The organism is Dactylosporangium sp. NBC_01737 (assembly GCF_035963215.1).
Taxonomy (GTDB): Bacteria; Actinomycetota; Actinomycetes; order Mycobacteriales; family Micromonosporaceae; genus Dactylosporangium.
On the sequence record NZ_CP109153.1, the window covers coordinates 1,194,839 to 1,213,073 of the forward strand.

Consider the following 18,235-nt stretch of genomic DNA (forward strand, 5'->3'; position numbering starts at 1 on the left):
CCGTTGCCATTGGCCGGTAAGTTTTCCCGCATGGCTCCTGACGGCTGGGAAACGTTCGCTGCACAGCACACGGTGTGGGGCCGGGTGACCGACGGTGCGTCACATCGCGACCGGGCGGTGACGCTCGTGCGCCAGCTCGCCGAGGCGCGGGCGCGGTCGGCGGCCCTGCTGACCGACGATCCGTGGCAGGACGGTGACTTCGCGCGACGGATGTCGGAGCAGGTGGCGAGCCTGATCGGGTTCCTGCCGGCCGACGTGCGGTTCAGCGGGGCCGAGGCGGCACTGCTGGTGACGACGCCGTTCCTGCATGACGCGCTGTGGGCGGGCATCGCCGCGGCGGAGCGCGGGGTGCAGCCGGGCGACCTCGAGCCGTCGCAGGACGCCTCCAGCGACCGGGCCGCGTTCGAGCGGTTCTCCCAGACGTACGCCCAGCCGCACCGCCGCGCGCTCGCCGCGATCCGGGCGGGCCGCCGGGAGGCCGCCGCCGAGCTGGGCTGGTGGCTGCTGCACCGGTGGATCGGCCGGCGGCCGGCGGCATACCAGCCGGCCACGATCGAGGCACTGATCCGCGGGCCGGAGGGGCAGACCCAGGACCTCGCGACCGTGCTGAACGACGAGCCGCAGAAGCGCCTGGCGGAGCTGCTGCGGGCGATCCGCGCGGACCCGGCGTTCCTGAACCGGCACGACCGGCCGGAGTCGCTGGTGTCGGAGGACCGGCACGGCACACGGGAGCGGCTGGTCGCATTCCTGCTGACGATCGCCCGCTGGCTGGCGGTCGAGGCGACGGTGCTGCCCGAGGTCATCGGCGAGCACCTCGGCATCGGCGACCCCGTCACGCCCCGTCAGGTCATCGACACGGTCCACGCGGCCCGATGGGATCTGCGCGGCGCGACGCTGGTGCTCAACGCCGACTGTGCGCACCCGTCGATCGAGGTCGCGCTGCGCGTACACATCGAAACGCTGAACCAACTGCTCGCCGAGGCACAACGGGCGGCGTCGCGGGACGAGTCCCTGGCAGCGCTGCGGCACCTGCCCAACCGGGCGGCCACCGACGAGGTCCGGCCCGCCGTGCTCGACGGTGTCCCGGCGTACCAGTCCGCCGGGGTCCGGTTCCGGCTGGCCGAGGACCGGGTGCGGGAGCTGCTGATGGGCGAGCAGCTCTACGGCGACCCGGCGCTGGCCATCCGTGAGCTGTATCAGAACGCCCTGGACGCGTGCCGCTACCGGGAGGCGCGCACGGAGTTCCTGACCCGCACCAGCACGACGAACCCGGGGCAGTGGGACGGCCGGATCCGCTTCGAGCAGGGCGTCGACGACGCCGGCCGGCCGTATCTGGACTGCGTGGACAACGGCATCGGCATGGGTGTCCGGGAGCTGAGCGAGGTGTTCTCGCAGGCCGGCGTGCGGCTCGCGGACCTGCCGGAGTTCCTCGAGGAGCAGGCCGAGTGGGCCCGGCTCGACCCGCCGGTGCAGCTGTTCCCCAACAGCCGGTTCGGCATCGGCGTGCTCAGCTACTTCATGCTCGCCGACGAGCTGACCGTCGAGACGTGCCGGATGGGCCGCGACGGGCAGGCGGGCGAGCGGCTGCGGGTGTCGATCGCCGGGCCGGGCAGCCTGTTCCGGATCCAGGTGCTGGGCCCGGGCAGCGACTCGGGCACGACGGTGCGGCTGCACCTGCGCGAGGGCGTGACCGTCGCGTCGGTCGAGGAGCTGCGCAAGCTGCTGTGGGTGGCCGAGTTCGCCACCGACGCGACCGACGGCGTGGAGACCCAGCAGTGGGCGCCCGGGCAGCTGTCGGAGGCGGCGACCGCGATCGACGAGGACGATGAGGACGAGGAAGGCGTCGGCGCCGGGGTGGTCGCGGCCGAGGGCTCGCGGGTGTGGTGGTGCAAGGGCACCGGCGCGCTGCTCGCCGACGGGCTCTACGCCGGCAAGGAGATCTTCGGCGCGGTGGTCAACCTCAACCGGGACCTCGCCCCGCGGCTGTCGGTCGATCGCACGAAGATCCTGGCGTACCGCGAGGACGACGTCGACCGCCTGCTGTGGGAGGCGGTGCCGGCGCTCACCGCACCCGGCACCACGCTGCTCGGCTACGAGTGGCTGTGCCGCCTCGCGCCGATCCGGCCGCTGGTCGCGGACCTCATCTTCGAGCAGGCGATCGAGCGCGGCCACGGCAAGTGGGACATGGACGGCGAGACCGTCGACGCGGCGGTCACCGGCTGTTTCGTGGCCAACGACGGGCCGGTCGGCGGTCCGGACGAGCTGGTCGAGTGGCGGCTGACCGCGCTCGCGGCGGGCGGGCGCTACCGCAAGGTGCTCAAGCCCGGCGCGGACTGGAAGCGGGCGCTGCGCTCCCGGCCGTCGGACGCCCTGCTGCTCAGCGTCGACGTCGACGGCACGGGCCCGTGGCTGGACCCGGTCGACATCGTGCCGCTGGTCCATCTGGTCCGCGCGGCGCGCAAGACCGGCAGGAGCGCGCTGGAGATCGCGGCGCGGCTCGACCAGCTCGGCTACGAGCCGTCGGTGGGTGCCGCGCAGGTCGGGGTCGACCCTGACGACCTGGTGTTCACCAGCCGCGACGTGGACGGCACCCGCCCGTGGATGCACCCGGATCAGCCGGTGCATCTCGTACACCTGCTGCGGGCCGCGCACAAGACCGGCCGTCCGATCCAGCAGATCGTCGCCCGGCTGCGGCAGCTGGGCTTCGACGTGGACGTCGACGTCGACATGCTGCCGATCGAGCAGTTCGGCCCCAAGGACCTGACGATCGCGAGCCGCGACCTGGACGGTTCGCACCCTTGGCTGGACCCGCGGGAGCCGGTGACGCGGCTGCACGTGCTGCGCGCCGCGCACAAGGTGGACCTGCCGGCCGACGAGACCGCGGCGCGGCTGGCGCTGCTGGGCTACCCGCTGGAACCTGGCTGGGAGTCGCTGACGGTCGAGTCCGACGACCTGGTGCTGATCTCCCGGGACCTGGACAGCACGTCACCGTGGCTGGACCTGCTGGAGGAGGTGGCGCCGGTGCACGTGCTGCGCGCCGCCGAGCGGACCGGCCGGCCGGTGGCGGAGGTGGTGTCGCGGCTGCGCAGCTTCGGTTTCACGCTCGGCGGCAACCTCGACGCGCTGGAGGTCGTGAAGCTGGAGGCGGAGGACCTGCAGCTGGCGAGCCGGGACCTGGACAGCTCGCAGCCGTGGCTGGACTCGTCGCGGCCGGTGCCGCTGATCCACCTGCTGCGGGCGGCGGAGGCGACCGGCCGGGACGTCGGTGACGTGGCCACGCGGCTCGCGGCGGTCGGGTACCGGGTCGACGTCGACCCCGACGCGATCCTGATCGACCACCTGGAGCCCGACGACCTGACCATCACCAGCGAGGACCTCGACGGCTCGGACCCGTGGCTGGACCCGATGAAGGCGGTGCCGACGATCCGCATCCTGCGCGCGGCGCAGCGGACCCGGCGCAGCGTGCACGACATCGCGGCCCGGCTGACGTTCCTCGGCTACGCGGTCAGCCTGCAGGGTTCGGGTCCGTCGCTGGACCAGGTGGAGCCCGACGACCTGCTGATCACCAGCCGGGACCTGGACGGTTCGCAGCCGTGGCTGGACCTCGACGAGCAGGTGCCGCTGCCGCACCTGCTGCAGGCGGCGCGGCGGGTGCGCCGGCCGGTGCACGAGATCGCGGCACGGCTGGAGACGCTGGGCTACAACGTCGACGTCGACCTCAGCAGCATCCAGGTCGACTCGGTGAAGCCCAACGACCTCCTCCTCGCCAGCACCGACCTGGACGGGTCGCGGCCGTGGCTGGACGCGGGCCAGCCGGTGCCGCTCAACCACCTCCTCGCCGCGGCACAGAAGATCCGCAAGCCGATCGAGGAGGTGTCGAGCCGTCTGCGTGCGCTGGGATATTCGGTACCGGACGTCGACTCGCGGCTGCCCCGGCTACGCCCCGGTGGCGTTTAGGGGCGGCTACGCCCCGGCCCCTGCGTGCAGGGCCGGCAGCAGCTCCGACCTTGACCAGGCCAGGAACTCCTCCTGGTGCCCGCCACCGATCTGGACCAGCGCGACGTGGGTGAACCCGGCGTCGACGTACCTGCGCACTGCCGCGACGTGCTGGTCCAGGTCCGGCCCGCACGGCACGGCCGCGGCCACGTCGTCCTCGGTGACGAAGGCGGACGCGGCGTCGAAGGCGCGCTGGTCGGGCAGTTCGGCCAGGACCGGCCACTGCAGGCCGAACCAGCGCCACTGGTCGAGGGCGCGCTTGCGGCACTCGGACTCATCCGGGCCGTAACAGAGCGCGACCTGCCCGTACGCCGGCTTGCCGGGGATGCGCAGGGAGGCGTCCGGCGCGACGGCCACGGTCCCGTCCAGCGGTTTCGCGAGGGCCAGGGATTCGTCGCCGGACACCGCAAGGACCACGGGGACGCCCTCGTCGGGGCGGTCCCACAGCCGTGCCTCGGGCACGTCGAAGTAGGTGCCGCCGTGGTGCACCGTCTCGCCGGCCAGCAGCGGCCGGATGATCTCAAGGGCCTCGGTGAGCATCTCGTGCCGCTGGGTGCGGTGCGGCCAGGTGCCGGCGACGTGCTCGTTGAGGTTCTCGCCCGCGCCGAGGCCGAGCGTGAACCGGCCCTGTGACATGGCCCCGATCGTGGCCGCCTGCTGCGCCACGACCGCGGGGTGGTAGCGGCGGATCGGGCAGGTCACCATGGTCATGAGCTCGAGGTTCTGGGTGGCGTACGCGACGGCACCGAGCACCGACCATGCGAACGGTGAGTGCCCCTGCTCGACCAGCCACGGGTTGTAGTGGTCCGAGATCGCCGCAAAGTCGTACCCGGCCTCTTCCGCGCGCACCGCGTCGTCGACGAGTTCGCAGGGCCCGGTCTGCTCACACATCAGTGTGTAACCGAAGTTCACCATGGCGTCCGGGTACCCCGCGCGGCGGCCGTTACGCGCATGACGATCATCCTTGGAGAATGCCCAGTACGTAGGCGAGAATTAATCGATGTCTCCCTATCTACCGGTGATCCGGCACCCCGTGTTCAACCGGGTCCTGCCGGGGCTGGTGCTCTCGGCGCTGGGCGACGGCATGAGCGCGGTCGCGGTCGGGTGCCTGGCGCTGCAGCTGGCGCCCGGGCACGCGCGGGGACTGTGGGTGGGGCTCGCCGTCGCCGCGTACGCGCTGCCCGGCGCCGTCGGCGCGATCGCGTTCGGGCCGCTGCTGCGCAACCACGGCGGCGCGCAGCTCGCCGCGTGGGACGGCATCCTGCGCGCGGTGTTCCTCGGCGCCATCGCGCTGCTGTCCGCCTGCGGCGGGCTGTCGATCGACCGGTACGTGGCGCTGCTCGCCATCTCCGCACTGCTGTCGGCGTGGGGGTCGGCCGGCCGGTACACCGTCATCGCGCAGGTCCTGCCGGCCACGCTGCACCTGCCGGCGAACGCGCTGCTCACCGTCATCGCCGAGGCCTCCACGGTGGCCGGTCCCGCGATCGCGGGGCTGCTGATCGCACTCCTCGGCGCGTCGGCCGTCCTCGCGGTCGACGCCGCCACCTTCGCCGTCCTCGCCGTGTCGTTCCTGCAGATCAAGGCCCTGACGCCGGCCACGGCGCCCGGCGCCGAGCGCGGGCGCAGCGAGGGCTTCGCGGCGATCCGCCGGGACCCGCACCTGCTCGGCCTGATGATCCTGACGTTCTGGTTCTTCCTGCTGTTCGGCCCGGTACCGGTCGCGGTGCCGCTGTTCGTGTCCAGCGCGAGCGAGGTCGGGCTGCTGTACACGGCCTTCGGCGTGGGCGCGGTCATCGGCGCGGTCGCCACCGGGCACCTGCGCCGGCTGCCGCTGTGGCCGACGACGATCGGCGTGGTGATCGGCTTCGGGCTGCTGCTCATGCCATTGGGCATGACGCTGCCGCTGTGGGCGCACATGGTCACGCTCGCGCTCGCCGGGCTGGTGTGGGCACCGTACCCGGCGACCAGCATGTCGCTGTTCCAGCGCACGGTCCCGGCCGGGCAGCTGCCGCCGGTGCTCGCCGCCCGCGGCGCGGTCCTCGTCGTGTCGACCCCGCTGGGCACGCTGCTGGGCGCGCCGCTGGTGCAGGCGGTCGGGCCCTCGGCCACGTTCGTCACCTGCGGCGCGGCGACCGCGGTCGTGGGCCTGATCGCGCTCGCCGTCCATCTGCGGATCCGGACGCGGACGCGGCGGCGCACCGTGCTTCAGGCGACCTCGTCGAGCACGTTGCGGTAGGAGCACAGGCGCCGGGTGTACTCCCGCAGCACGTCGATCGCCTCGTCGAGGTCGTCGGTCAGCACGTCGGGCAGGTCGACCAGCAGCCGCCTGCCGTCCACGGTGCCGTAGCCGCTGACCTCGAACGCGCCCTCGCGCACCCACAGGTCGACGCCGAGGTCGACGGTGGTCCGGTCGTACCGCAGCACGACCCCGACGAGCGCGAACGGCGCCTCGCCCGGGCCGATCCGCCCGATCAGCTCCCAGTGCATCGGACCGTGCGTGGCGGCGATCTGCTGCCCGTACCGCTGGAAATCCTCACAGGCGTCGTTGAGGGCACCGAGCAGTGTGGCGGCGCCACCCGACCTCGCGTCCATGATCATCCTCCTGCTGCGCGATAGGCGGCGCCCACCCCGGTCGGGGTGGTGCCGTTGCTGTAGAGACCGGTGTCGCCCGCTTTCGAGCTGTACAGGATGAACCAGGCGTACCGCTCGACGAAGGACAGCCCTTCGAGCATCGCCGTGGAGCTCTTCACGAAGCTGACCTGCTGGTCCGTGCTCGGGTAGACGGTGCCGCCTTCGAAGCGCATCAACGCGTACTCGGTCAGCCAGATGGGCAGCTTGTAGCGGTTGTAGACGTTCTGCAGGTACCGCTTGAGCTGGTTCGGCGCGTCCGGTCCGAAGTCGCCGCCGTACCAGTGCAGCGCGATGAAGTCGACCCGGTAGCCGCGCGACTTCGCACCACTCATGAACCGGTCGAGCCAGCCGCCGGCGGTGTCGCCGCCGTAGGCGACCGACGGGCTGCCCAGGCGCAGCCCGGACGCCTGCAGCTTCGGCCACAGGTCCAGGACCTGCTCGGGGCTCATGTTCGACTGTTCCTTGAGGTCCGGCTCGTTGAAGCCGAGCAGCACCTTGCCGTTCGTCTTGGCCTTGGCCACGTCGGCATCGACGTTGCTCGTGCCCCACACCATCGGCACGAACTCGACGCCGCTGGTCGCGCCGAAGCTGGGGCTCGGGGACCAGTTGTAATACCAGCCGGCCTTCATGTCCTTGACCGCGGCCTGGTTGAAGTTCACCTTGCCGTTGGTGCTGACACCCTTCTTCGGGCTCTTCACCGCCGGGGGCAGCGCCACCTGCGCGCTCTTGCTGGGTGCCGCGCTGGACGGCGGGGCGCTGCTGGGCTTGTCTTCCTTGGAGGGCTCGGTGGACGGCGACGCGCCCGGCTGGGACACCACCGCCGGCTTCTGTTCGCCTTGGGTGGTCACGTAGACGGCGCCGGCCGCCCCGGCGATCGCCACGGTCGCGGCGACGCCGGCCAGGGCGGGTTTCGCCGCCCCGAACCAGCCTGCGATGAGCGCTTTCAGGCCCCCGCCGCCTACTGTCAGCGCTCCCGTTTTCGCAGCGGCCGCACTGAAGACGAACGGCACCGGTACCAGCGAAATGCCGGCCAGCAGGCGCTCTGCGGCGACCATGTCCATCCACGCCCGGTCGCACCGCTGGCACTCGCGGGTGTGCCGGGCCAGCCGCTTGCGCCACAGCGCGCTCGGCCGCCCGTCCCAGCTGACCACGATCGCGTGCAGCTCCGGGCAGCGGGGCCGCGCCGCCAGGGCCCGCACGACCGCGCGGGCCGCGTCGAGCTGCGCCTTCATCCGCTGGATCCGCACCGCGGCGTGCTGCTTGGTGATCCGCAGTGCCTCGACGACCTCTTCCCGCTCGAGCTGCCCGGCGGCCTCCAGCCACCACAGCGACAGCAGCTCCCGGTCGTCGTGGTCGAGCCAGCGGGTCGCCTCCGCGACCTCCTGCCGCTGCCCGGACAGCCGCAGCCTGGTGATCGCGAGGTCGGCGAAGTCCGCACCCGGGTCCGCGGTGTCGGTCGGGTCGGCCCAGTCCCCCACCAGCGGCGCCTGCGTCTGCTTGCGGTGCCGGTCCCGGACCTGGTGCATCGCGATGGCGACGGCCCACGACCGGAAGCTGTCGGGCTCGCGCAGCCGCGGCAGCCCGTCGACGATGCGGAGCATGGTCTCCTGGACCACGTCGTCGACGTCGGCGTGCCCCTGCAACGCCCGCCCGACGATGTTGTAGATCAGCGGCAGGTACTCGGCAACCAGGGCGTCGAGCGCCCTCTGGTCACCTTCCCGCGCCGCGATCACCGTGGCCGTGCCCATCCGCATCCTCCTGTCGAACTATTGAGGAGACGGACCAGCTCAGGGTCAATAACGCTTTCTCTTCGAATTTTTGCAGCTCACGTTGGGCTCATGGTCAAACTACGCTGGGTCCCCGTTCTGTGTAACCGTCCCGCTGGCTTCGCGACGGACGCGGTGGGTGGGGCAGAATGCAGGATCGTGACGACCTCCATTCAGCAGCGGATCGCCGAGGAGCTCGGCGTCAGGGAGCGGCAGGTGACCGCCGCGGTCGAGCTGCTCGACGGCGGCGCGACCGTGCCCTTCATCGCCCGGTATCGCAAAGAAGCGACCGAGATGCTCGACGACACCCAGCTGCGCACCCTGGAGGAGCGCCTGCGCTACCTGCGGGAGATGGAGGAGCGCCGCACGGCGATCCTCGAGTCGATCCGCAGCCAGGGCAAGCTCGACGACGCCCTCCAGGCACAAATCATGGCCGCGGACTCCAAGGCTCGCCTGGAGGACATCTACCTGCCCTTCAAGCCGAAGCGGCGCACCAAGGCGATGATCGCCCGCGAGGCCGGCCTCGAGCCGCTCGCCGACGGGCTGCTCGCCGACCCTTCGGTCGAGCCGTTGTCCGCCGCCGCCGTCTTCGTCGACCCCGACAAGGGCGTCGCCGACGCCGCCGCGGCCCTCGACGGGGCGCGGGCCATCCTGGTCGAGCGCTTCTCCGAGGACGCCGACCTCATCGGCGAGCTGCGCGAGAAGATGTGGTCGCAGGGCCGGCTCGTGTCGAAGATGCGCGACGGCAAGGAGTCCGACGGCGCGAAGTTCTCCGACTACTTCGACTTCAGCGAGCCCTTCACCAAGCTGCCCTCCCACCGCATCCTCGCGATGTTCCGCGGCGAGAAGGAGGAGATGCTGGATCTGGTGCTGGAGCCCACCCAGGATCCCGACGCCCCGTCGCTGTACGAGCCCGCGATCGCCTCGAAGTTCGGCATCCGCGACGAGGGCCGCCCCGGCGACAAGTGGCTCAACGACACCGTCAGGTGGGCCTGGCGCACCCGCATCCTCGTCCACCTCGGGATCGACCTGCGCATGCGACTGTGGCAGGCGGCCGAGGAGGAGGCGGTGCGCGTCTTCGCCGCCAACCTGCGCGACCTGCTGCTCGCCGCCCCGGCCGGCACCCGCGCCACGATGGGGCTCGACCCCGGCTTCCGCACCGGCGTCAAGGTCGCCGTCGTCGACGCCACCGGCAAGGTCGTCGACACGCACACGATCTATCCGCACGTCCCGCAGAACAAGTGGAACGAGTCCCTGGCCGTGCTCGCCGCGCTGTGCCAGAAGCACGACGTCGAGCTCATCTCGATCGGCAACGGCACCGCCTCACGCGAGACCGACAAGCTCGCCGCCGACCTGGTCAAGCAGTTCCCCGCGCTCAACGTGACCAAGGTGATGGTCTCCGAGGCGGGCGCTTCGGTGTATTCCGCGTCCGCGTTCGCCTCGCAGGAGCTGCCCGGGATGGACGTGTCGCTGCGCGGCGCCGTCTCCATCGCCCGCCGACTGCAGGACCCCCTCGCGGAGCTGGTGAAGATCGACCCGAAGTCCATCGGCGTCGGCCAGTATCAGCACGACCTGTCGGAGTCGAAGCTGTCCCGCTCCCTCGACGCGGTCGTCGAGGACTGCGTCAACGGCGTCGGCGTCGACGTCAACACCGCCTCGGCGCCGCTGCTCACCCGCGTCTCAGGCATCGGCGGCAGCCTCGCCGACGCGATCGTCGCGCACCGCGACACGCACGGCCCGTTCCGCTCGCGCAAGGCACTCAAGGATGTGGCTCGGCTGGGCCCGAAGGCGTTCGAGCAGTGCGCCGGCTTCCTGCGCATCCCCGACGGCGACGACCCCCTCGACTCCTCCAGCGTGCACCCCGAGGCGTATCCCGTGGTCCGGCGCATCCTGTCCGCGACCGGCACCGACATGAAGACCCTCATCGGCAACGGCACCGCCCTCGCCAAGCTGAAGCCGGCCGACTTCGTCGACGACACGTTCGGCCTGCCCACCGTCACCGACATCCTCAAGGAGCTGGAGAAGCCGGGCCGCGACCCGCGCCCCGCGTTCAAGACGGCCACCTTCGCCGACGGCGTCGAGAAGATCTCCGACCTCACCCCCGGCATGCTCCTGGAGGGCGTGGTCACGAACGTGGCGGCCTTCGGCGCGTTCGTCGACGTCGGCGTCCACCAGGACGGCCTGGTGCACGTGTCGGCGCTGTCCTACACGTTCGTGAAGGACCCGCGCGAGGTCGTGAAGCCCGGCGACATCGTGCGGGTGAAGGTCCTCGACATCGACATCCCGCGCAAGCGGATCTCGCTGACCCTGCGCCTGGACGACGAGGCCCAGCAGTCGGGCGCCCCAGCCGGCAGCGGCGCCGGCCGCCCCCGGACCGCCGATGGCGGCGCCCCCCGCAGCGGCGGCGGCAACGGCCAGCGCGGCCCCGGCGGCCGCGGCGGCCAGGGCAGCGGCGGCGGCAGCGGTGGCGGTGGCCAGCGCGGTCAGGGCGGCGGACACGGCGGCGGCGGTGGTGGCGGCGGTGGTGGCGGCCAGGGTGGCGGTGGCCAGCGCGGCGGATCAGGTGGCGGGTCGGGCGGCGGCGCCGGCGGTGGCCAGCGCGGCGGGTCGGGCGGCGGCCAGGGCCGTGGTGGCGACTCGCGCGGCGGCGGCCGGCAGCGCGACAGCGGCAGCCTGCAGAACAGCGCCCTCGCCGACGCCCTGCGCCGGGCCGGCCTGGACAAGGGCTTGGACGGCCTCAACAAGAAATAGCGGCCAGGTCGCCGTGATCCGGAAGGACGTCAACGCCCCCGGATCACGGCACCGGCACGTGACGTCCGGTGGCGTCGACCGCTTAGCTTCACCGTACCTGGCCCGACCTAATTGATCTCCGACCCCGTCACCGCCCAACCACTCAACGCAAGCACACCGGACTACCGCTCAGCGACTCGGACCCTGTGCCTCGGCGGCCGGGTCGCCGCCCGGCGGCTCGGCGGACCGGACCATTGCTCAGCAACTCTGCGCTCAGCGCGACGGATCGGGGCGTCGCCCCGCAGACCGGACGCTCACCGACCTCAACACAACTGTGGCCGGGCGGCCGGCGGCTCGGCGCGGCGGACCGGGCGGCCGTCAGCGGGGTGGGGCGTTGTTCGGGTGGACGGGGCCGTTGTTCAGCGCAGGCGCCAGATTGTGGTGCGCATCGCGCACTGGTCTTCGAGTTTTACGCGGACGGGGACCTCGTACGTGGCGAGGGCCTCGAACAGGCGCGTCGGCAGGTAGCCGCGGCCCGGGTCGCCGACAAGGACCTCGGCGCCGCTGCGGCGGAGGAAGCCCAGGACGCGCTCCGCGACCGGGCCGCTGTAGAAGACGTCGCCGGCGACGATGACCTCGGCGGGCACGGGGACCGACGATGTCACGATGTCGACGCCGTTGGCGCGGGCGTTGCGGGCGCAGGCGGCCAGGGCGGCCGGGTCGGTGTCGACGGCGGTGACCGTGCACGCGCCGGCGCGGGCGGCGGCGATCGCGACGAGGCCGGAGCCGGTGCCCAGGTCCATGACGCTGCGGCCGGCGACGAACAGGGGCTGGTCGAGCAGGAACCGGCCCAGGGCCATGCCGCCCGGCCACGCGAAGGACCAGAACGGCGGTGGGGCGTCGCTGCGGTACTCGCCGTCGGTCGCGTCGAACAGGCCCGCGTCCTCGTCGGCGAGTTCGAGGGTGAGCTCTGGCAGCAGCGGGATGATCATGCGGCGGCCGGGAAGCGGTGGATGTTGGATTCGACCCAGGTGCGCAGGTGTGCGAGTGGCGCGCAGGCGTCGCGACCGAGTGGGGTCAGTTCGTATTCGACGCGCAGGGGAACCTCGGCGAAGACCTCGCGGGTGACCAGTCCATGTTCTTCCAGCTTGCGGAGGGTGACGGTCAGCACCTTAGGGCTGATGCCCTGCAGGCGGTCGCGCAGGCTGCCGAAGCGCCGGGGTCCGTCTTCGAGCGCGCCGAGGGCGAGGGCGCTCCACTTGTTGGCGAGCAGGTCGAGCATGTCGCGGCACGGGCAGCAGGCCGCGTAGACGTCGTCTGGCACGGCCCATACAGTACCCAACGGGCACCCAGTAACCGTTAGACACTAAGTACCCACAGGATACTCATCATCCTTGTGGGTAACTAGGGCGCTCTGGGTAGCGTCGTCGGCATGGGAACGAACATGGCGGCCGTCATCAGCACGGCGCGCGGACTCGAAGACGTCGAACTGCCCGTCCCCGCGCCCGGGCCGCGGGATCTGCTGGTACACGTGCGGGCGGTTTCGGTGAATCCGGTGGATTTCAAGGTCCGCCGGAGTGGCGGGGACAAGGTGCTCGGCTGGGACGCCGCCGGGGTGGTGGTGACCGTCGGCAGCGAGGTGAGCCTGTTCGCACCCGGCGACGAGGTGTACTACGCGGGCAGCATCGACCGTCCGGGCAGCAACTCGCGGCTGCACCTGGTCGACGAGCGGATCGTCGGTCGCAAGCCGCGGTCGCTGGACTTCGCCGCCGCTGCGGCGATGCCGCTGACCACGATCACGGCCTGGGAGACGCTGTTCGACCGGTTCCGGCTGGACGCCGGGTCGACGGGCACGCTGCTGGTGCTGGGCGCCGCCGGTGGGGTCGGCTCGATGGTGATCCAGCTCGCGCGGGCGCTGACGGGGCTGACCGTGATCGGCTCCGCGTCACGTGACGAGTCTCGCAAATGGGCTCTGGATCTCGGCGCGCACGACGTCGTGGACCATCGCGACCTCCCCGAAGGAGTGGATTACATCTTCTCGCCGCGTACCGCGGGGCGCATCGAACGGTTCGCCGAGATCCTCCGCCCCGGTGGCGCGATCACCGCGATCGACGAGCCCGAAGGGCTGGATCTGTTGCCGCTCAAGGCGAAGAGCATCAGCTTCCACTGGGAGCTGATGTTCACCCGGTCGCTGTTCCAGACGCCGGACATGATCGCGCAGCACGAGTTGCTGGACCGGGTCGCGGATCTCGTCGACGCGGGCGCGATCCGCTCGACACTCGCCACGCGGCTGTCGCCGATCGACGCCGCAACGCTCACGCGGGCCCACGAAATGGTCGAAGACGGACATATGGTCGGCAAGGTGGTCGTCGCGGAGCCGCTACAGTAATTCCTCGAAGTCTCCCCATCCCCCGTGGGAAGGACCGTCGTGGACTGGCCTCCGTACCTTGAGTTCAGCGTGCCCATCACGCTGGCCGTCTGGGTCGCCGCGGTGACGGTGAGCCTGTGGCGCTCCCGTCCCCGGCTGCCCGAGCCCGGCCCGACCCGGGCCGACCTGCCGGGGCAGGAGCCGCCGGCGGTGGTCAGTCTGATGGTCAACCGGTGGCGCTCCGACGAGGACGCCATCGACAGCACCCTGCTGGACCTGGCCGCCCGCGGGTTCCTGGAGCTGCGGGAGACCGGCGAGGAGCCGGTGCAGACGACGGCCCGCCTGCGCAAGGGTGACGGGCGCAGCCTGACGCCGTATGAGCAGCAGATCCTGGACCGGGTGCACCGCTTGTCGGTCAACGGGGAGACGTCGCTGACCAGCCTGGCCTTCGACAGCTGGACCGAGGCCCGCAGGTGGCGGCGCACCTTCTACCGGGCCGTGCTGGAGGAGGCCCGCACGCGCGGGCTCTGCCTGCCGCGCCTGTCCTCGACGACGCGGCGCGCCCTGCTGTTCGGTGCGATCGTGCCGGCGGTGCTGATGTTCGTGACGTGGTGGTGGGTGGACGACCAGCTCAGCGCGAAGGTCCCCGATCAGGTCTTCGGTGCGCTGATCGGTGCCGGCGCCATCTACCTGGCGCAGTACTTCGTGGTCGACTTCGGCTGGGCCGACCAGACCACCCCTGAAGGCGTGGCCGCGGCGGAGAGCTGGCTGGCGCTGCGCGAGCACCTGACGACGCTCGAGGGCGTGGCCGATCTCGCCCCGGCCGACGTCGCGTCGTGGGGTCGTGAGATGGCGTACGCCTCAGCGCTGGGCGTCCTGTCGGCGGATGAGGCCTTGGTCCGCCTGACTCCGGGAGCACGCTCCCGATAGCACGCTCCCGATAAGGCGTCGAGCAACGAAGCGTCGAGCCATGAGAGCCAAGCGGTCGATCGGCGTCGAACCGGTGACGGGCGCCTGCTTACTAGCACCGTACACGACAGGAGCAAATTGATCTCCAAATCGTGTATACGCCATCACCTTCCGTGACGGGGGCTCAGCTCGCGTTGCCGCGCAGGAGCATGGTCAGGAACTCGGCGTTGGACTGGGTCTTCGACAGCCGGTCCAGCAGTTGCTCGGTCGCCGACTGGTTGCTGGCCGACAGCGCCTTGCGCAGGCGGGAAACGGCGAGCAGCTCGTCGGGGTGCAGGATGACGTCGTCGCGGCGGGTGCTGGAGGCGTCGATGTCGATCGCCGGGAAGACACGCCGGTCGGCGAGCTTGCGGTCGAGCTTGAGCTCAGCGTTGCCGGTGCCCTTGAACTCCTCGAAGATGACCGTGTCACCGGTGGAACCGGTTTCCACCAGCGCCGAGGCGATGATGGTGAGCGAGCCGCCGTTTTCGATGTTGCGGGCCGCGCCGAGCAGGCGCTTCGGCGGGTAGAGCGCGTTGGCGTCGATGCCGCCGGTCAGGATGCGGCCGGACGCCGGCGCGGAGTTGTTGTAGGCCCGGCCGAGCCGGGTGATCGAGTCGAGCAGCAGGACCACGTCGTGGCCCAGCTCGACGAGCCGCTTGGCGCGCTCGATGGCGAGCTCCGCGATGCCGGTGTGCTCCGACGGCGGACGGTCGAACGTGGAGGCGATGACCTCGCCCTGGATGGACCGCTGCATCTCGGTGACCTCTTCGGGCCGCTCGTCGATCAGCAGGACCATGATGTGGACCTCGGGGTTGTTCTGCGCGATCGCGTTGGCGAGCGACTGCAGGATCATCGTCTTGCCGGCCTTCGGCGGCGACACGATGAGTGCCCGCTGGCCCTTGCCGATCGGCATGACCAGGTCGATGAGCCGGTTGGTGAGCTGCCGCGGCCCGGTCTCCAGGCGCAGCCGCTCCTGCGGGAACAGCGCGGTGAGCTTGCTGAACTCCGGCCGGGAACGGGCCCACTCGGGGTCGTTGCCGTGCACGGTGTCCAGCCGGGTGAGTGTCGAACCGTTGGCGCTGCCGGTGATGGCGTCGCCGTGGCGCAACCCGTAGCGCCGGACCATGGCGGCGGGGATCGCGACGTCGTCGGGGCCGGGGCTGTAGCTGTCGACCCGGAGGACCATCTTGTCGCGGAAGACGTCGGCGATGCCGGAGACGTCTCGGGCCTCGCCCGATTCCGGGGGCTGAGGCTGGTTACCGGGGCGGCTGTGGTCCCGGTTGCGCTGCGGAGATCGGGTGCGGCGAGGCTTCGCCGGGTGATTCTGCTTGGCGTTTCGATCCAACACTTCGGTTGGGGCCATGGGCGTCCTCCTCGGGACTGGCGTGTGAGATGGCTTGTGTCCCTGAGGACACTGGCCGAAACGCGTGTGACTTTGGCTTCCTGCGAGAGGGCGTGACACGCGTTTGAGAAAGGTGGTCCCCGGGCGACAGACTGCCGACTTCCGCGGGACTGGCTTGACCGTAGCTCGTCCAGCCGTCCAGGGCAAGTATCTGTCCGTAGTCGACACGCTACCTTCCGGCAACCACGCGGCGGACCGACCCGCACCATCCCGGCGGAACTCTGATTGGTGTCAGGAAGCACACCAGCTCGGGGGTTGACATGAACAGCACGTTCGACACGGTCCGCGCCGAAGCCCTGTTCGCCTCCGCACTGCAGGCCTCGCAGGCGCCGTCGGCGGCGCAGGTCCGCGCCGCGGTCACCTCGACCCTGCGCCGCTTCGGCGTCAAGGACTGCGCCGCCCGGGTCGCCGGCGAGTTCGGCGAATACCCGGAGACGGCCGCCGCCCGCATGAGCTGGGCGCTCAGCATGGTCGACGCCGCCTACCAGGAGCTCGCCACCCGCGAGTTCGCATACGCGGGCTGACCTGCAAAGCGTTTCCGATCTTCGGTACGCGGTAAGACACCATATGTGGACCTGCGCCTGACCGTCGACCTGCCGCGCGATCTCGATCGTATGAACACCCTCAGGCACGTCCTGGACGGCGCGCTCGCCGGCCTCGGCGTAGACGAGCAGAAACGCACCGACATCGGCCTGATCGTCTCCGAGACGTGGGCCAACGTGATCACCCACGTTCGGGTGGGCGTCGCCTTCCAGGTCCGCGCTACGGTCGATGAGAAGGCATGCGTGATCGAAGTCACGTCGCCGCCGGACGCCCCTGATGCGCTATTGCCCTCGGAGCCCTCCCTCCAGGTCGTCTCGACCCTTGCCGACACAGTCGACGTCGGTGGCGACGGCCTCCTGCTGCGGGTGGTGAAGCACCTGTGACCGCTTTCGCCGCGATGGCCTCCCCCTCCGCCGACGGCACGGTCGTGGTGACCGCGACCGGCGAGCTCGACATGACGAGCGCCCCCACCCTCATCGAGTCGCTGCGCGACGCCATCCGTGCGTACGCGCCGTCCCGGGTCGATCTCGATCTCTCCGGCGTGCCCTTCATGGACTCGACCGGCATCCAGGTGCTCGTCGCCGCTCAAGCCGACGTGGACGGCGAACTGCGCATCACCGGCACCAGCCCCGCCGTGCACCGGCTGCTGCAACTCACCGGCCTGCTCGAAACGTTCGGGCTAACCGTTTAGCAACCGAACAGTCATCAGCTCGGCACCCGGCCAGGAGTTAGCTGGACCACAGCAGGGAGCAACGAGCAGGAGGTCATCATGGAATCAACATTCGAGGCGGTCCGCGCCGAAGCCCTCTTCGCCTCCACGTTGCAGATGTCGCAGGCCCCCCAGGACGCCGACGTACGCGCCGCGGTGACGACCACCCTGCGGCGGATGGGCGTGCAGGGCTGCGTGGCGCGGGTCGCCACCGAGTTCGGCGACCACCCGGAGACAGCGTCCACCCGGATGAACTGGGCGCTGCGGATGATCCGGCACGCCTATGCCCAGTCGTGCACGCCCGAGGTCTTCGCCCGCCCGGCCGCGCTGGCCTGACGCCCGGCGACCCGCCTGCCGCAAGCACGCCGAACGCGCAAGCACACCGAACCGCAAGCACCGCCAACCGCAAGCACACCGAACGCAAGCACCGCCAGAGCCGCAAAGCCCCGCCAGAGCCGCAAGCACCGCAGGAACCGCAAAGCCCCCGCCGGAAACTCCGGACGGGGGCTTGCATACTCCTTCGGCCGTGAAGCGGGTCTCGGCCTACGACTGGGGGTGTGTCAGACCGGACGGATGTTGTCGGCCTGAGGCCCCTTCTGGCCCTGAGTGATCTCGAACTCGACCTTCTGACCCTCGGTCAGCTCGCGGTAGCCGGTGGCCTGGATCGCCGAGTAGTGCGCGAACACATCGGGTCCACCGTTGTCCTGCGAGATGAAGCCGTAGCCCTTCTCCGAGTTGAACCACTTCACCGTGCCTGATGCCACGTGTAACTCCTTAGCGACGACACCCCGATCCGCACCTCACGGATCAATGTTGAATCAGGTGCACGCCACGGGTGAGACGGTAGCCTGCGCGCTGCGAAAACGCAGCCCCGGTATCGGCATACGGACCCGATCGACTACCGAATTGAAATGCACAACCATTCCTTGTGCACACTCAGCGTATTGATCTACTCCACGTTCAGTGATAGACGGAGCCGCTTCAACCTCGTGGGAGCGCTCATCTCGCGTTTGGCGCATCGCTCTAGTACAGTCGGCCTCGGTCGCCTCGTCCGAACGGACGATTTAGGGCTCCCGTCCAGCAGCGGCGGACCGGCCCTCCGGCTGACCTCGCAGGTCTTGCACCGGCACTCAAACAAC

The 18,235-nt window shown here is 70.8% G+C and carries 15 protein-coding genes and 1 pseudogene; 9 read left to right on the forward strand and 7 right to left on the reverse strand.

Annotated features, from left to right (window positions below; all coding sequences use genetic code 11):
• The first annotated feature begins 30 nt into the window (after nt 1-30).
• Nucleotides 31-3,957: a wHTH domain-containing protein gene (locus OHA72_RS05400; protein WP_327006735.1), complete on the forward strand. Its 3,927-nt coding sequence runs from the start codon at nt 31-33 to the stop codon at nt 3,955-3,957.
• A gap of 6 nt (nt 3,958-3,963) precedes the next feature.
• Here OHA72_RS05400 and OHA72_RS05405 read toward each other — a convergent pair whose 3' ends face one another.
• Nucleotides 3,964-4,911: a TIGR03557 family F420-dependent LLM class oxidoreductase gene (locus tag OHA72_RS05405; protein ID WP_327006736.1), complete on the reverse strand. Its 948-nt coding sequence runs from the start codon at nt 4,909-4,911 to the stop codon at nt 3,964-3,966.
• An 85-nt stretch (nt 4,912-4,996) separates the two neighbouring features.
• Here OHA72_RS05405 and OHA72_RS05410 point away from each other — a divergent pair, with 85 nt between their 5' ends.
• Nucleotides 4,997-6,232, forward strand: a complete 1,236-nt coding sequence (locus tag OHA72_RS05410; RefSeq protein ID WP_327006737.1) for an MFS transporter — start codon at nt 4,997-4,999, stop codon at nt 6,230-6,232.
• Here OHA72_RS05410 and OHA72_RS05415 read toward each other — a convergent pair.
• Entirely contained in the window at nt 6,202-6,588 is a 387-nt protein-coding gene (locus OHA72_RS05415) for a hypothetical protein (protein WP_327006738.1), read from the reverse strand. The two genes, OHA72_RS05410 and OHA72_RS05415, sit on opposite strands and share 31 nt — an antisense overlap.
• A gap of 2 nt (nt 6,589-6,590) precedes the next feature.
• The gene (locus tag OHA72_RS05420) at nt 6,591-8,375 is read right to left on the reverse strand and encodes a sigma-70 family RNA polymerase sigma factor (RefSeq protein ID WP_327006739.1); all 1,785 of its coding nucleotides are present in this window, start codon (nt 8,373-8,375) and stop codon (nt 6,591-6,593) included.
• Nucleotides 8,376-8,552: 177 nt separating this feature from the next.
• Between OHA72_RS05420 and OHA72_RS05425 the strand changes: the two genes are divergently transcribed.
• A complete protein-coding gene (locus OHA72_RS05425; RefSeq protein ID WP_327006740.1) occupies nt 8,553-11,144 on the forward strand; it encodes a Tex family protein in 2,592 nt (863 codons plus the stop codon).
• 398 nt (nt 11,145-11,542) lie between these two features.
• Here OHA72_RS05425 and OHA72_RS05430 read toward each other — a convergent pair whose 3' ends face one another.
• Both OHA72_RS05430 and OHA72_RS05435 read right to left on the reverse strand, forming a co-directional pair.
• A complete protein-coding gene (locus tag OHA72_RS05430) occupies nt 11,543-12,115 on the reverse strand; it encodes a class I SAM-dependent methyltransferase (protein WP_327006741.1) in 573 nt (190 codons plus the stop codon).
• Complete coding sequence (locus OHA72_RS05435; RefSeq protein ID WP_327006742.1) at nt 12,112-12,447, reverse strand: winged helix-turn-helix transcriptional regulator; 336 nt, start codon at nt 12,445-12,447, stop codon at nt 12,112-12,114. Before OHA72_RS05435 ends, OHA72_RS05430 begins: the two co-directional genes overlap by 4 nt.
• 120 nt (nt 12,448-12,567) lie before the next feature.
• On the opposite strand from OHA72_RS05435, the gene OHA72_RS05440 reads away from it, so the two are divergent.
• Complete coding sequence (locus tag OHA72_RS05440; RefSeq protein ID WP_327006743.1) at nt 12,568-13,512, forward strand: zinc-binding alcohol dehydrogenase family protein; 945 nt, start codon at nt 12,568-12,570, stop codon at nt 13,510-13,512.
• 39 nt (nt 13,513-13,551) lie between these two features.
• Nucleotides 13,552-14,421: a DUF2207 family protein gene (locus OHA72_RS05445; protein ID WP_327006744.1), complete on the forward strand. Its 870-nt coding sequence runs from the start codon at nt 13,552-13,554 to the stop codon at nt 14,419-14,421.
• Between the two features lie 163 nt (nt 14,422-14,584).
• Here OHA72_RS05445 and rho read toward each other — a convergent pair.
• Nucleotides 14,585-15,772, reverse strand: a pseudogene (gene rho, locus OHA72_RS05450) (transcription termination factor Rho); the annotation flags it as partial.
• A 332-nt stretch (nt 15,773-16,104) separates the two neighbouring features.
• Between rho and OHA72_RS05455 the strand changes: the two are divergent.
• The 4 genes from OHA72_RS05455 to OHA72_RS05470 all read left to right on the forward strand — a co-directional run bounded on the left by OHA72_RS05455 (nt 16,105) and on the right by OHA72_RS05470 (nt 17,432).
• Entirely contained in the window at nt 16,105-16,368 is a 264-nt protein-coding gene (locus OHA72_RS05455; RefSeq protein WP_327006746.1) for a hypothetical protein, read from the forward strand.
• A gap of 45 nt (nt 16,369-16,413) precedes the next feature.
• Nucleotides 16,414-16,770 (forward strand): ATP-binding protein, encoded by a 357-nt coding sequence (locus tag OHA72_RS05460; RefSeq protein WP_327006747.1) that lies wholly within the window; start codon nt 16,414-16,416, stop codon nt 16,768-16,770.
• On the forward strand, nt 16,767-17,078 hold the full coding sequence (locus OHA72_RS05465; RefSeq protein WP_327006748.1) for an STAS domain-containing protein: 312 nt from the start codon (nt 16,767-16,769) through the stop codon (nt 17,076-17,078). The genes OHA72_RS05460 and OHA72_RS05465 overlap by 4 nt, the downstream gene beginning before the upstream one ends.
• A 78-nt stretch (nt 17,079-17,156) precedes the next feature.
• The gene (locus OHA72_RS05470) at nt 17,157-17,432 is read left to right on the forward strand and encodes a hypothetical protein (protein WP_327006749.1); all 276 of its coding nucleotides are present in this window, start codon (nt 17,157-17,159) and stop codon (nt 17,430-17,432) included.
• Between the two features lie 224 nt (nt 17,433-17,656).
• On the opposite strand, the gene OHA72_RS05475 is transcribed toward OHA72_RS05470, so the two are convergent.
• The gene (locus tag OHA72_RS05475; RefSeq protein ID WP_033363591.1) at nt 17,657-17,860 is read right to left on the reverse strand and encodes a cold-shock protein; all 204 of its coding nucleotides are present in this window, start codon (nt 17,858-17,860) and stop codon (nt 17,657-17,659) included.
• Nucleotides 17,861-18,235: the final 375 nt, after the last annotated feature.